The sequence below is a fragment of the Bradyrhizobium sp. Ghvi genome (genome assembly GCF_900115265.1).
Lineage (GTDB): Bacteria > Pseudomonadota > Alphaproteobacteria > Rhizobiales > Xanthobacteraceae > Bradyrhizobium.
On the sequence record NZ_FOVU01000003.1, the window covers coordinates 74,768 to 86,830 of the forward strand.

Consider the following 12,063-nt stretch of genomic DNA (forward strand, 5'->3'; position numbering starts at 1 on the left):
GATCAGGCCGCCTTCCGTTCCATGACGATGCTGCCGGCACCGTCGATATGGGCGTCAAAACTGGTCGAGACGAAGGTGGAGGTCTCGTCCTCCGCGATCACGGCAGGGCCGGCAATGGTCGCACCCGGCGCCATGTCCTCGCGCCGATAGAGCGGGATCTCGATCACTTCCCCTGCGCGTCCGTCGAAGAACTTTCGGCTGCCGGACGCTTTGCCCGCGGGCTTGCGCGTGACGGCCGCCGCCGCAGGCGGATTGCGCGCCTCGGTGGTCGCAAGCACCGACCAGCTCAGCACTTCGATCGCCGCGCCCGGGATCGGACGCTCGAACATCGCGGAATAGTCCGCCTCGAACTTCTGGCGGAGACCTGCGAGATCCGCCGATGTCAGCGGCCGGTTCGGCAGCTCGACCGAGATCTCATGGCCCTGGCCGACATAGCGCATGAAGGCGGCGCGCCGTTCGCGCACCCGCGCGCCGGCAGCGCCCGGCTCGACCAGCGCACGGGCCTCCGTCGCCATCTCCTGCAAGAGGCTTGAAACCGCTTCGGTGTCGAAATCGTCGAGCCGGACGTGCCGGCTGCGCACCAGCTCATAGGCGATCGGCGCCGCCAGGAATCCGACTGCCGAGCCGACGCCGGCATTCGACGGCACGATCACGCGGGAAACGCCGATCTTCTCGGCGACGCGCGCCGCGTGCAGCGGCGCCGCGCCACCGAAGGCAATCAGGGTATGCTGGCCGACGATCTCGCCGCGCTCGACCGCGTGCACGCGCGCCGCGCTCGCCATGTTCTCGCAGACGACCTCGTGCACCGCATAGGCTGCAGTCTCGGCCGACAGGCCCAGGGGCTCGCCGACGCTACGCAGCAGCGCCTGCTTCGACAGCTCCGGATCGAGCTTGATCGTGCCACCCGCAAAGGCGCCCGGATCGATCATGCCCAGTGCAACGTCCGCGTCGGTCACGGCCGGACGCTGGCCACCACGGCCGTAACAGGCAGGCCCCGGCTCCGACGAGGCGCTCTCGGGGCCGACGGTGACGCGCTTCATCGCGTCGACATGCGCGATCGAGCCGCCGCCGGCGCCGATCTCGACCATCTCGATCACGGGGATGCGTACCGGCAGACCCGAGCCTTTCAGGAAGCGCGCCGCGCGATCGACCTCGAACACCCGCGAGGTCTCGGGCTGGTACTTTTCGATCAGGCAGATCTTTGCAGTGGTACCGCCCATGTCGAAGGAGAGCACCTTGCTTTCGCCAAGACGCGCAGCAATCTGCGCCGAGAAGATCGCGCCGCCGGCAGGGCCGGATTCGACGAGCCGCACCGGAAAGCGCCGCGCCGTCTCGATCGAGGTGACGCCGCCGCCCGATGTGACGAGATAGATCGCACCGCGGAACTGCTCGACCTGCAAGGCATCCGCCATGCGCGCGAGATAGCCGTCGATCAGCGGCTGGACATAGGCGTTGGCAACCGCGGTGGACGTGCGTTCGTACTCGCGGATCTCCGGGCACACGGCTGACGACATGGTCACGGAGATGCCAGGCACTTCCTCAGCGATGATCGCGGCCGCGCGGCGCTCGTGTTCCGGATTGGCGTAGGAGTGCAGGAAAGCGATCGCAACGCTCTCGACATTCAGCGCGCGCAATTTCGGGACGAGCGCGCGGACCGCCGCTTCGTCGAGTGGAAGGCGGACGCCACCGTGCGCATCGACGCGCTCGGGCACGGTGAAGCGCAGGCTCCTCGGCGCCAGCGGCGTCGGCTTGTCGATCGTGAGATCATACTGGTCGTAACGGCTCTCGGTGCCGATATCGAGCACGTCGCGAAAACCGTCGGTTGCGATCAGCGCGGTCTTGGCGCCGCGGCGCTCGATGATGGCGTTGGTCGCGAGCGTGGTGCCGTGAATGAAGACGTCGATATCGCTGATATGCGCGCGTGCGTCGGTGAGAATGAGACGCATCCCATCCAGCACCGCCTGCTCCGGGCGCTGGGGCGTCGTCAGGACTTTGCGGGTTTTGCGCACCGCACCCACGTCCAGCACGATGTCGGTGAACGTGCCACCGATATCGACGGCAAGCCGCACCTCGGCTCCCTCAAGCATTCCAGAAATCTCCGTGCTGATCGTCAAGACTCAAGGTGAAAACGCAGCAATTTCCATGCCATCGAGCATGCCGAGACATGGCTGCGCCAAGCTATTCTGCTTGGCACCTATGCAATAGGCAAGTCATGTTGGCCTGGAGCGGGATCAGAGCAGGAATGCAAGCGCCGCTTCGCAGCGCGCCTCGACTTTCAGCGTGAGGAGATCATCGGCGCGGGTGCGTCCGAGATTGACCGCGGCGATCGGAATGTTGCGCTTCGCCGCAGCCTGCACAAAGCGAAATCCGGAATAGACCATCAGCGACGAGCCGACGATCAGCATGGCGTCGGCCTGCGACAGATGGTCTTGCGCAGCAGCAACCACGTCGCGGGGGACGTTCTCGCCGAAGAACACAACGTCAGGTTTGAGAATGCCGCCGCAGGCTTCGCAAGCAGGCACCTTGAACGAGGAGAATTCCGCGTGCTCCAGATCGGCATCGCCATCGGGCGCATCCGCAGCCTCCAGCGTCAGCCATTCGGGATTGGCACGGCCAAGCGCATCCTGGAAGTGGCTCCGCAGCGTCTTGCGGCCACAGCTCATGCAGCGGACCAGATCGAGCCGCCCGTGCAGATCGATCACCTGCCGGTGACCCGCAGATTGATGCAACCGATCGACGTTCTGCGTCAGCAGCATCTCGCAGCGGCCGCCAGCCTCGAGCCGGGCGAGTGCGCGATGCGCATCGTTCGGCCGAGCCTGTCCGAACCGCCGCCAGCCGATCAGGCTGCGCGCCCAATAGTGCTGGCGCGTCGGCTCTTCCGACATGAAGGCCTGGAAATTGACCGGCTGGGTCCGCTTCCAATTGCCATCCCTATCGCGATAGTCGGGAATGCCCGAATTGGTGCTGCAGCCGGCGCCGGTCAGCACGAACAGTTTTTCGTGCCGTTCAACGAATTCCTGGAGCGGAGGGCTTGCCGACGGAGCGTATGTCATGGTGCAGATGTAGTCTACGCCCCGGCATTTCGCCAGATCGCCCTCTAGCTCGCCCAGTTCTCGCGAAACTCCGGAAAGAGCGTCAACCCTCCGCAAGCATAGATGGTCTGCCCGGTAATGTAGCTGGCATCATCGGAGGCGAGGAAGGCGAACACGGCGGCGATCTCTTCCGGCGTGCCGACGCGCCCGAGCGGAATATGGCTGGTGACGGTGTCCCGCTTCTTGGCATCGCCGGTCCAGGCCGCGTTGATCGGTGTATCGATTGCGCCGGGACCGACCGCGTTGACGCGAATGCCGCGGCCGGCAAATTCCAGGGCCAGCGTGCGGGTCAGATTGGCCATGCCGCCCTTGCTGATGGAATAGGCGAGATAGCCCGGCTTCGGAATGATCTGGTGGACACTGGAGCAGTTGATGATGCTGCCGCCTCCGCCGCGCGCGACGAAATGCGCGAGCGCCTTCTGCGCGCACAGCACGGCACCGTTGAGATTGACGTCAATGATGCGGCGATAGGTTTCGATGTCGAGCGCCTCGCTCGGCGATTCCCGCTGGAAGCCGGCATTGTTGACGAGACAATCGAGTCGCTTCCAGCGCGCCAGGACGGTCTCGAACATGGCCGCGACCTCCGGCTCGTTGCTGACGTCGGCCCTGACGATGACATGGTCGAGCTTGCCGTGGCCGCGATCGCTCGATCCCGTCCTCGCGAGCGACAGCGTCTCCTCCGCCTTCCCGGGATGATCGATATAGTTGATGGCGACAGTCGCGCCTTCCTGGGCGAGCCTGACGGCAACGGCGCGACCGATGCCTTGTGAGGCACCTGTCACCAGCACATGGCGGCCGACAAGGCGTGACGGAAAGGCGGTCGAGAGATCGGTCTGCGGCATAAGCTTTCTCCGGGATGCTTCATCATGGATGGAACCGGCGTTTTGTTCCATCCCGCAGGCGCATCGCTGGGATTCATTCCGCGCGGCGTGCGATCGGTGAGGTCAGGATCTGATAGAGGATGATGGCGCCGAAGGTCGCAGTGCCGATGCCGCCGATCGTGAACGCGCCGAATTTGAGCGTGAGATCGCCCGCGCCCGCGGTCAGCGCCACGGCGACGGTGATCAGGTTGGCGGGATCGGCGAAGTCGACCTTGTTCTCGACCCAGATCCGGCCCGCCATCGCCGCGATCAAACCGAACAGCACGATCGACAGGCCGCCGATGACCGGACCCGGGATCGACAGGATCAGCGCGCCGAATTTCGGCGAGAAACCGAGCAGGATCGAGACCGTGGCGGCGAAGGCGAACAGCAAGGTCGAATAGACCTTGGTCGCCGCCATGACCCCGATGTTCTCGGCATAGGTGGTGACGCCGGTGCCGCCGCCGCAGGCGGCCACGATCGTCGCGAGGCTGTCGGCGAACAAGGCGCGGCCGAGATAGGCATCGAGGCTTCGGCCCGTCATGGCGCCGACGGCCTTGATGTGACCGAGGTTCTCGGCGACGAGGATGACCGCGACCGGCGCAATCAGAAAGATCGCATCGGCATGAAAGGTCGGTGTCGTGAAGTTCGGCAGGCCGAACCACGGCGCTGCAGCCAGCTGCGCGAAGTCGATCTGCTTGCCGAAGCCAAGCCCGTTCGCGAACAGCAGATACAGGAGATATCCAGCGATCGCGCCGAGAATGATCGGCAACCGACGCCATAAGCCCGGAGCTGCGACGGCGACAACGCCGATGATCAGAACGGTCGCAAGCCCGATCCAGGTATCGAATCCGTTCGCGCTTACGGCCTTGACTGCCACGGGCGCGAGATTGAGGCCGATCGCGGCGACCACGGCGCCGGTGACGGCCGGCGGCAGCAGCCGCTCGACCCAGCCGACGCCCGACCACATCACGACCAGCGCGATCACGCCATACAGCACCCCTGCGCCGACGATGCCGCCGAGTGCAACTGATATGTTTGGGTTTGCCCCGTGTCCGGCATAGCCGGTGGCGGCGAGAACGACGGCAATGAAGGCGAAGCTCGAGCCGAGATAGCTCGGCACGCGCCCGGCGACGATGACGAAGAAGATCAGCGTGCCGATGCCTGAGAACAGGACCGCAACGTTGGGATCGAACCCCATCAGCAGCGGAGCGATGATCGTTGAGCCCGACATCGCGACGCAATGCTGGAGTCCGGAGACGATGGTCTGGCCCCATGACAGCCGCTCCTCCGGCATGATCACGCCCGAGGTCTTGAGCTTCCAACGCGGGAAATAGCCTTGTGCCTGCTCGCCGGTGCCCGTTGCGTTCGACATGTTCCCCCCATTTGCTCATGCGGCGATCATCACATGATGTAAATCACGCAAGCTCCATGCATTCGAGACTCACTTTATGACACGGATAGCGATCCAGCCAGCCATTCACCGGCGGCACCAGCCCTGGTACAAGATCCTCCACGTCCAGGTGCTGATCGCGATGGCGCTGCGTGCTCATCGGCTACTGCGTCGGCATCAGCATCTCGGAAGGAGAGCTCGATCGCGAGGCGCTGCACGCGACCATGACGCATCCGCTGGAGATCGGCGAAGCGCTGGAGCCCGGCGGCAGCGCGTAGAGCCGCAACGAGAGCCACGCGTGGCCCGGTTCCATTGCGGTAGTTTCCCGGAATGGAAAATTGGTGCGATGCGAGTCACAACAACGGCGTTGGGATCACCGATTGATACTCCTTCATTCCACCCGACGCGCTGGGGGCAGGGCGTCGGGTATTTGTAGAATTATCACATGATCGGCCGAGCGGGATCAGATGATCCCGCCGTTGGTGAGCAACACCTCAGATGGCCAGATCGAGTCGGCGCGTAGTTCCAACGGCCCCCAGAAACGCTTCGTCATGACTGGCAACGAGCAGCGCGCCATCATAGGCCCGCAGGCCCGCTTCGACCGCTTCAATCGACTCGAGATCCAGATGATTGGTCGGCTCGTCCAGGATCAATAGCGACGGCGGCCTCGATCCGCCCAAAACACAGGCGAGGCCCGCCCGAAACAGCTGCCCGCCGCTCAGGCTGCCAACTTCTTGCAGGGCGGCATCGGCGCGAAACATGAATCGCGCCAGGGCCGCATGGCATTCATTCGCTCCCGCTCTTGGATTGAGGCGCTCAAAGTTGTCGAGGATCGAAATTGCGGGATCGAGCAGGCTGACCTTCTGGTCGAACAGCGCGAAGTCCGGCCTGACCCGCACGGCACCCGACAAAGGGCGCAGCTCGCCTGCGATCAGCTTCAGCAGCGTCGTCTTGCCGGAGCCGTTTGGCCCGACAAGTGCGACGCGCTCAGGCCCAACGATGGTGAGCGAGAGATCGCGCAAGATCGGCCGCTCCGGATGATAGCCGCTACTGACCCGATCGAGCCAGATCACTTCCCTCCCCGCCGGCAACTGTGTCGAGGGCTGCTTCACGGACAGCGGCTGAAGGATCTCGATGCGCCGGCGCGCGGCGTCGACCGCATCAATCGCCTCCGCGCGCCGCCTCTCGGTGCTCTGCGCGGCCTTGCCGCCGCTGTCCTCACTGCGATCCCTGCGCGCGCCTGCGAGAATCCGCGGCATGTCACCCTTGGCGCGTTTCTTCTTGCCGCTGCTGTCCTTGCGCGCCTTGCGTTCCGCCGTCGCCTGCGCCTGGCTGTCAATCTCCGACAGATGCTTTTCGGCGTGTGCAAGGTCGTGCCTGACGGCGGCGAGCTCGACCGCCTTCTGCGCGCGATAGCTGCTCCAACTGCCGCCATAGCGCCTCGCGCCGAGCGAGGTCAGCTCGACGATGGCGTCGATGGTCTCCAGCAGGGCCCGGTCGTGGCTGACGACGATCGCGCCACCACGCCAGCCCGCAAGCAGATCGATCACGGCCTTGCGCCCGTCGCGATCAAGATTGTTGGTCGGCTCGTCAAGCAGCAGGAAGTCCGGCGCGGTGAAGAGCAACGCAGCGAGACGAACACGCGTGACCTGCCCGCCGGACAAGCGATCCAATTCCGTATCGGGCGCGATATCGAAGCCGACACGCGCTAGCGCCGTTGCGAGCCGCGTCTCGAGGGTCCAGTCGACCTCACTGACCTCCTCGGTCGAGGCATCGCCGCGCTCCGCCCGGCGGAGCCGGTCCAGCGCAGCGCCCACGCCGAAGAGGTCGACGACCCTCAGGCCAGCACCAAGCTGGGCGTCCTGGCGCAGGAGCCCGACGGTGCCGTTGACGATCACGCGCCCCGATTGCGGAACGTGCGCGCCCGTGATCGCGCTGAGCAAGGTTGTCTTGCCGACGCCATTGCGGCCGACGAGGCCGGCGCGTTCCGCGCCGAAGGTCAAATCGATGTTGGAGAGAAGCGAGCGACCGTCAGGCGTGGACAGCGACAGGCGCGACAGGATGATCGAAGGAGGCATGGAATTCCCCGTGAGCAAAGCGGATCGGCGTTGCGGTCGGGGTAAAATCCATGGCTGCGAATATCCTTTGGTGAGAGCTGTTCATTAATCCAGCTGCAGCTGGAGATCAAGCGAGGTGCAAGCGGCCGCTATGCCGCCAGCCTGTCGAACTGGGCCTTCCCGGCCTTCATCACCAGGGGAATGTGCTCGCCCTGACCGAGCAGGCACGTGACGTCCCGCAGCGGGTTGCCGTCGACAACCAGCAGATCCGCAATCGCCTCAGGCACGATGCGGCCGAGCTTGCCCTCCATGCCGAGCACCTCGGCACCGATGACCGTGGCGCTGGCGATGACGTCGCGCGCGCCCAGAATTTCGGCCCGGATGCGGAATTCGTCGCTCTGGAGGCGCTGCGACGGTCCAAGCAGATCGCTGCCATAACCCATCTTCACCCCGGCTTTGCGATAGATCTCGAGCGAGCGCAGGCCGGCGTCGCGAACGTCGGCGATCTTGGCGACGCTCTCCGGCGGCAGGCCGTATTGCGCGCCCTCATTGGCGAGCGCTTCGTAGGTCACGAGCGTCGGCACCACATAGGCTCCCTTCTCGGCCATCAGGCGCGCGGTCTGATCGTCGATGAGGTTGCCGTGCTCGATGGTACGGACGCCGCAGCGGACCGCGCGCGCGATCGCCGCGGCGGTATAGGCATGGGCGAGCACATAGGTCTGGCGGCCCTGCGCCTCCTCGACGATGGCGCGGATCTCGTCCTCGGAGTAGCCGAAGGCCCCGACCGGATCGGTCGGCGACGCGACGCCGCCGGAGGCCATGATCTTGATCTGGTCGGCGCCCATCTGGAGCTCCTCGCGCACCGCCTTCCGCACGCCGTCGACACCGTCGGCCACGCGCGCCAGCGCGCCGACCCGCACGCAACAGGGACAGGGCGTATCGCTGGCGAGATAGTCCGAGCGCGCCCGCATGTCGCCATGGCCACCGGTCTGGCTCAGCGCACGGCCGGACACGAACAGCCGAGGTCCGTCGGTCAGGCCGGTCTCGATCGCATGCTTCATCGCGTGGCCGGCGCCGCCGGCATCGCGCACGGTGGTGAAGCCGCGCCGCAGCATGCCGCGCAGCAGAAGCGTCGAGCGCAGCGTCACCAGCACGTTGGGAATATGCACCTGCTGCGCCAGATTGAGCTCGACCGCGATGGTGTGCACGTGCAGATCGATCAGCCCGGGCATCAGGGTCTTGCCCTTCAAATCGATCGTTCGATCGGCGGACGTTTGCAACGGCCGGTCCGAAACCTCTTTGATCATGGTATCCTCGACCAGCACGTCATGGCCCGCCAGCAGTTCCGGCTGGAGCGGGTCAAGCAGAGCGGCATTCTTGAAGAGGATGCTGGGCATCGCGGTTTCCTGTCAGGATCGGGCCGGCGCAAGCAAGGCCGGCAATGTGAGCTGGGCAAAGGGCAGACACGCAGCGACGTCGTCTTCACCGTACCAGTGCGCTTCGTGGAGCAGATTGAGGGAGCCGAGCGTACGTCCGCGCCAGCGCACGGGCATGTTGAGCACGCTTTCGCAGCCGAGCGAGGCGATCAGCTCGTGGTCGGAGAACACGTTGCGCAAATCGGCCTGCGTGCGGCCGATGTAGGCTTCGCCGCGGTCGAGCACGGCTTCGGTCCACGGCCCCGGCGCCAGACGCTTGCGTCCTCCCGTGGGATAGGGGCCGGGAAGGTTGGAATAGATTCGCGCGGCTTCGCCGGTCTCGCCGTCGTAAGTCAGGATCGTGAACAGCTTGTGCCCGATCGCTGATTTCAGGGCGCGGTCGAGCGCAGCAAACAACGCATCTGGCTGGTCCACTTGGCCCTGTGCCGCTGCGACGGCGCCGAGCCAGGGATCGGCCTCGGCCTTAGTCCGGTTCATGCGACCTCGCCCGCGGCGATCTCTTCCAGTGAACGCCCCCGCGTCGGCACGCCCATCAAGACGACGGTGATCGCCCCGAGCAGCAACACCGTGGTGGTGACGCCGAACACGCCGGCGAAGCCGAAATTGGGATAGAGGTAGCCGACCAGGATCGGCGAAACGATGGCGCCGATGCGACCGATCGCCGAAGCAAGCCCGGCGCCGGTGGTCCTGATCGGCGTCGGGAATACCTCGGCGGTGTAGGCATAGACGCCGGCATAGGTGCCGTTCATGAACAGCGACAGCAGAATGCCCGCCAGCATGATGTGCTGATCCGTCTGCGCGAAGGCGAGGCCAAGCGCGCTGGCGCCGCCGAGCAGCATGTAGGTCGCAATCGTCGCCTGCCGGCCGATGCGCTCATTGAAATACGCCGCGCTGAAATAGCCGGGGATCTGCGCACAATAGATCGCGATCGAATAGCCGAAGCTCTTGGTGATACTCATGCCGTTCTGGACCAAGAGACCCGGGATCCAGACGAAGAAGGAATAATAGCTGAAGGTGATCGCAAGCCACATGATCCAGGTCATGATGGTGATGCGCGCCTGGCGGGCGGCGAGAAGCGCCGCGAAATTGGCGAGCAGCGTTCCACCGGTGCCAGTGGGCGCAGCGGCTTCGACCACCGGCGGCGGCAGGACCCGGCCTTCGCGCGTAAAGCCCGCCTCGATCTTGTCGAGGACGGCCGCGGCTTCCTTCTCCCGGCCGCGGGCTTCCAGCCAGCGCGGCGATTCCGGCAGCGCCCGGCGCCACCATAGCAGCATGACGACCGGCACCGCGGTGATGACCAGCACGACGCGCCAGCCATTATCGTAAGCGGGCACGATGAAGTAGCCGAGCAGGGCTGCGGCGACGAAGCCGAAGGAGAAGAAGCCGGCCAGTGCGCCGGTGAAACTGCCGCGGTAGCGTCGCGCCACGAACTCCGCGAGATAAGGCGCGATGATCGCGCTCTCGGCGCCGGTGCCCATGCCGGCCACGATGCGGGCGACGAAGAAAGCCGGCCAGGTGTCCACCAACGCACTGGCGATGGACGCCGCACAGTACAGCGCCAGCGCAGACATCATCACCGCGCGGCGCCCGATGAGGTCACCGAGCGTGCCGGCGAACAGCGCGCCGAACAGGAAGCCGATATAGGTGCTGCTGCCGAGCACGCCGATCTGGACGCTCGACAGATTCCACGCGGTGCGCAGCACCGGCAGGATGAAAGCGAGCACCGCCGCGTCCATGGCGTCGAACATGTAGCCGAGCCCGCCCATCAGCAGCAGGTGCGTGTGGAAGCGTGCAAACGGAAGGCGCTCGATGCGCGCCGATATCATTGACATGGAAGTCCCCCTCGCTTGCGGCCCGGCACGCCGCGCCTCGTTCGGGAGGAAACCATAGACAAAGTGACATTATCGTCATAATTTATAATCTTGATCTAATATATCACCACGGTGAATGTGTGTCGTTCCGCGCGCTCGACCTCAACCTGCTGAAAGTCTTCGAGGCGCTGATGACCGAGGGCAGCGTCACGCGCGCGGCGAGCACGCTGACCATGACCCAGCCCGCCGTCAGCAACGCTCTGGCGCGTCTGCGCGAAGCGCTCGGCGACCCCCTGTTCGTGCGATCGGGCACCGGCATTCGCCCCACCCAGCGCGCCGTGGTGCTATGGGAGCCGATCGGCGAAGCGCTGGAAAGCGTGCGCAGCGCGCTCGACGAGCAGGTGTTCGATCCCGGTCGCGCCCAGACCGAGTTCATCCTGTCGATGTCGGACTACGTGTCTTCCCTGGTGATGCCGGACCTGCTGAAGCATTTGGACAAGGTCGCGCCGAAGGCCCGCGTTCACACCGTGCCCAATACAGTCGTGGAGATCGCCGACCAGCTCGAGGACAACAGGGTCGACTGCGTGCTCAGCGTCTATGTCAACGAGGCGCAGCAGCCCGCCGCGATCCGCTCGCGCTCGCTATGGACCGTCGACTATGCCTGCTTCATGCGACGCGGCCATCCGCTCGCCACGGGGAAGCGGCTGGGCACGCGCGCTTTCCTCAACGCCCGGCATATCGATGTGAGTCTCGCAGGCAAGACGCAGCCGTCCTACGACCTGTTCCTCGCCTCACGCGGGCTGTCGCGCAATCTGGTGGCGACCGTCAACCATTACAGCGCGGCCTACGAGACCGTGCGGCAGTCCGATCTCATCGCGGTGCTGCCGCGCGATCTGCGCTCGGAGTCTCGCCACGCACCGTTCCTACAGGCGATTCCGCTGCGACTGCAGGCACCGCCGCGCATCGTCAGCCTGTTCTGGCATCAGCGCAACGACACCGTTCCCGCACAGCGCTGGCTGCGCGAGACGCTGGTCGCGATGTTCGCAAGGTCTGATTGACCGGATCAGCCCTTCAGCGCGGTGACCACCACCTCGATCAGCGCGCCGCCGCCGAGATCGGCGACGCCGACGGTGGCGCGGGTCGGCAGATGGTCGCCGAAGAACTCGGTCCAGGCCGCATCCATTTCCTTCTTCCTGGAGAGGTCGGTGACGAAGATCGAGGCGCTGACGACCCGGCTCTTGTCGGTGCCGGCTTCCTTCAGATAGCCGGCGATCTTGCCGAGGATGTTGCGGGTCTGCTCGCCCATCGAGACCGAGGTGTCGTCGGCAATGGTGCCGCCGAGGAAGACGAAGCCATTCGCTTCGACGGCGCGGTGCATGATGGGCGTGCGGATGCTGCGGGTGATGCTCATGAT

11 protein-coding genes are annotated in these 12,063 nt (G+C 65.3%); 2 read left to right on the plus strand and 9 right to left on the minus strand.

Going from position 1 to position 12,063, the window contains the following annotated elements; genetic code table 11:
- Positions 1 to 2: 2 nt before the first annotated feature.
- The 4 genes from BM374_RS11550 to BM374_RS11565 all read right to left on the minus strand — a co-directional run bounded on the left by BM374_RS11550 (position 3) and on the right by BM374_RS11565 (position 5,327).
- The gene (locus BM374_RS11550; RefSeq protein ID WP_092292100.1) at positions 3 to 2,087 is read right to left on the minus strand and encodes a hydantoinase/oxoprolinase family protein; all 2,085 of its coding nucleotides are present in this window, start codon (positions 2,085 to 2,087) and stop codon (positions 3 to 5) included.
- Between the two features lie 144 nt (positions 2,088 to 2,231).
- Positions 2,232 to 3,053, minus strand: coding sequence for an NAD-dependent protein deacetylase (locus tag BM374_RS11555; RefSeq protein WP_092292102.1), 822 nt, complete (start codon positions 3,051 to 3,053; stop codon positions 2,232 to 2,234).
- A gap of 44 nt (positions 3,054 to 3,097) precedes the next feature.
- Positions 3,098 to 3,934, minus strand: coding sequence for an SDR family oxidoreductase (locus BM374_RS11560; RefSeq protein ID WP_092292104.1), 837 nt, complete (start codon positions 3,932 to 3,934; stop codon positions 3,098 to 3,100).
- A gap of 73 nt (positions 3,935 to 4,007) precedes the next feature.
- Positions 4,008 to 5,327, minus strand: a complete 1,320-nt coding sequence (locus BM374_RS11565) for a solute carrier family 23 protein (RefSeq protein ID WP_092292106.1) — start codon at positions 5,325 to 5,327, stop codon at positions 4,008 to 4,010.
- A 170-nt stretch (positions 5,328 to 5,497) separates the two neighbouring features.
- Here BM374_RS11565 and BM374_RS39955 point away from each other — a divergent pair, with 170 nt between their 5' ends.
- Entirely contained in the window at positions 5,498 to 5,623 is a 126-nt protein-coding gene (locus tag BM374_RS39955) for a hypothetical protein (RefSeq protein WP_283807078.1), read from the plus strand.
- A 216-nt stretch (positions 5,624 to 5,839) separates the two neighbouring features.
- Here the strand turns inward: BM374_RS39955 and BM374_RS11570 are convergent, their stop codons facing one another.
- The 4 genes from BM374_RS11570 to BM374_RS11585 form a co-directional block, all read right to left on the minus strand.
- Entirely contained in the window at positions 5,840 to 7,423 is a 1,584-nt protein-coding gene (locus BM374_RS11570) for an ABC-F family ATP-binding cassette domain-containing protein (RefSeq protein WP_092292108.1), read from the minus strand.
- A 128-nt stretch (positions 7,424 to 7,551) separates the two neighbouring features.
- A complete protein-coding gene (locus tag BM374_RS11575) occupies positions 7,552 to 8,799 on the minus strand; it encodes a metal-dependent hydrolase family protein (RefSeq protein WP_092292110.1) in 1,248 nt (415 codons plus the stop codon).
- Positions 8,800 to 8,811: 12 nt separating this feature from the next.
- Positions 8,812 to 9,315, minus strand: a complete 504-nt coding sequence (locus BM374_RS11580; RefSeq protein WP_092292112.1) for a GAF domain-containing protein — start codon at positions 9,313 to 9,315, stop codon at positions 8,812 to 8,814.
- Positions 9,312 to 10,670, minus strand: a complete 1,359-nt coding sequence (locus tag BM374_RS11585) for an MFS transporter (protein ID WP_092292114.1) — start codon at positions 10,668 to 10,670, stop codon at positions 9,312 to 9,314. The genes BM374_RS11580 and BM374_RS11585 overlap by 4 nt, the downstream gene beginning before the upstream one ends.
- A gap of 170 nt (positions 10,671 to 10,840) precedes the next feature.
- Between BM374_RS11585 and BM374_RS11590 the strand changes: the two genes are divergently transcribed.
- Complete coding sequence (locus BM374_RS11590; RefSeq protein ID WP_349509990.1) at positions 10,841 to 11,707, plus strand: LysR family transcriptional regulator; 867 nt, start codon at positions 10,841 to 10,843, stop codon at positions 11,705 to 11,707.
- A 5-nt stretch (positions 11,708 to 11,712) separates the two neighbouring features.
- Here the strand turns inward: BM374_RS11590 and BM374_RS11595 are convergent, their stop codons facing one another.
- On the minus strand, positions 11,713 to 12,060 hold the full coding sequence (locus BM374_RS11595) for a RidA family protein (RefSeq protein ID WP_092292118.1): 348 nt from the start codon (positions 12,058 to 12,060) through the stop codon (positions 11,713 to 11,715).
- Between the last annotated feature and the right edge of the window lie 3 nt (positions 12,061 to 12,063).

Excerpts from the sequence above, each read along its gene's own strand:
- BM374_RS11560 (WP_092292104.1), bottom strand. The coding sequence starts at position 3,934 with ATGCCGCAGACCGATCTCTCGACCGCCTTTCCGTCACGCCTTGTCGGC.
- BM374_RS11580 (WP_092292112.1), bottom strand. The coding sequence starts at position 9,315 with ATGAACCGGACTAAGGCCGAGGCCGATCCCTGGCTCGGCGCCGTCGCA.
- BM374_RS11590 (WP_349509990.1), top strand. The coding sequence starts at position 10,841 with ATGACCGAGGGCAGCGTCACGCGCGCGGCGAGCACGCTGACCATGACC.
- BM374_RS11565 (WP_092292106.1), bottom strand. The coding sequence starts at position 5,327 with ATGTCGAACGCAACGGGCACCGGCGAGCAGGCACAAGGCTATTTCCCG.
- BM374_RS11585 (WP_092292114.1), bottom strand. The coding sequence starts at position 10,670 with ATGTCAATGATATCGGCGCGCATCGAGCGCCTTCCGTTTGCACGCTTC.
- BM374_RS11595 (WP_092292118.1), bottom strand. The coding sequence starts at position 12,060 with ATGAGCATCACCCGCAGCATCCGCACGCCCATCATGCACCGCGCCGTC.
- BM374_RS11575 (WP_092292110.1), bottom strand. The coding sequence starts at position 8,799 with ATGCCCAGCATCCTCTTCAAGAATGCCGCTCTGCTTGACCCGCTCCAG.
- BM374_RS11570 (WP_092292108.1), bottom strand. The coding sequence starts at position 7,423 with ATGCCTCCTTCGATCATCCTGTCGCGCCTGTCGCTGTCCACGCCTGAC.
- BM374_RS11550 (WP_092292100.1), bottom strand. The coding sequence starts at position 2,087 with ATGCTTGAGGGAGCCGAGGTGCGGCTTGCCGTCGATATCGGTGGCACG.
- BM374_RS11555 (WP_092292102.1), bottom strand. The coding sequence starts at position 3,053 with ATGACATACGCTCCGTCGGCAAGCCCTCCGCTCCAGGAATTCGTTGAA.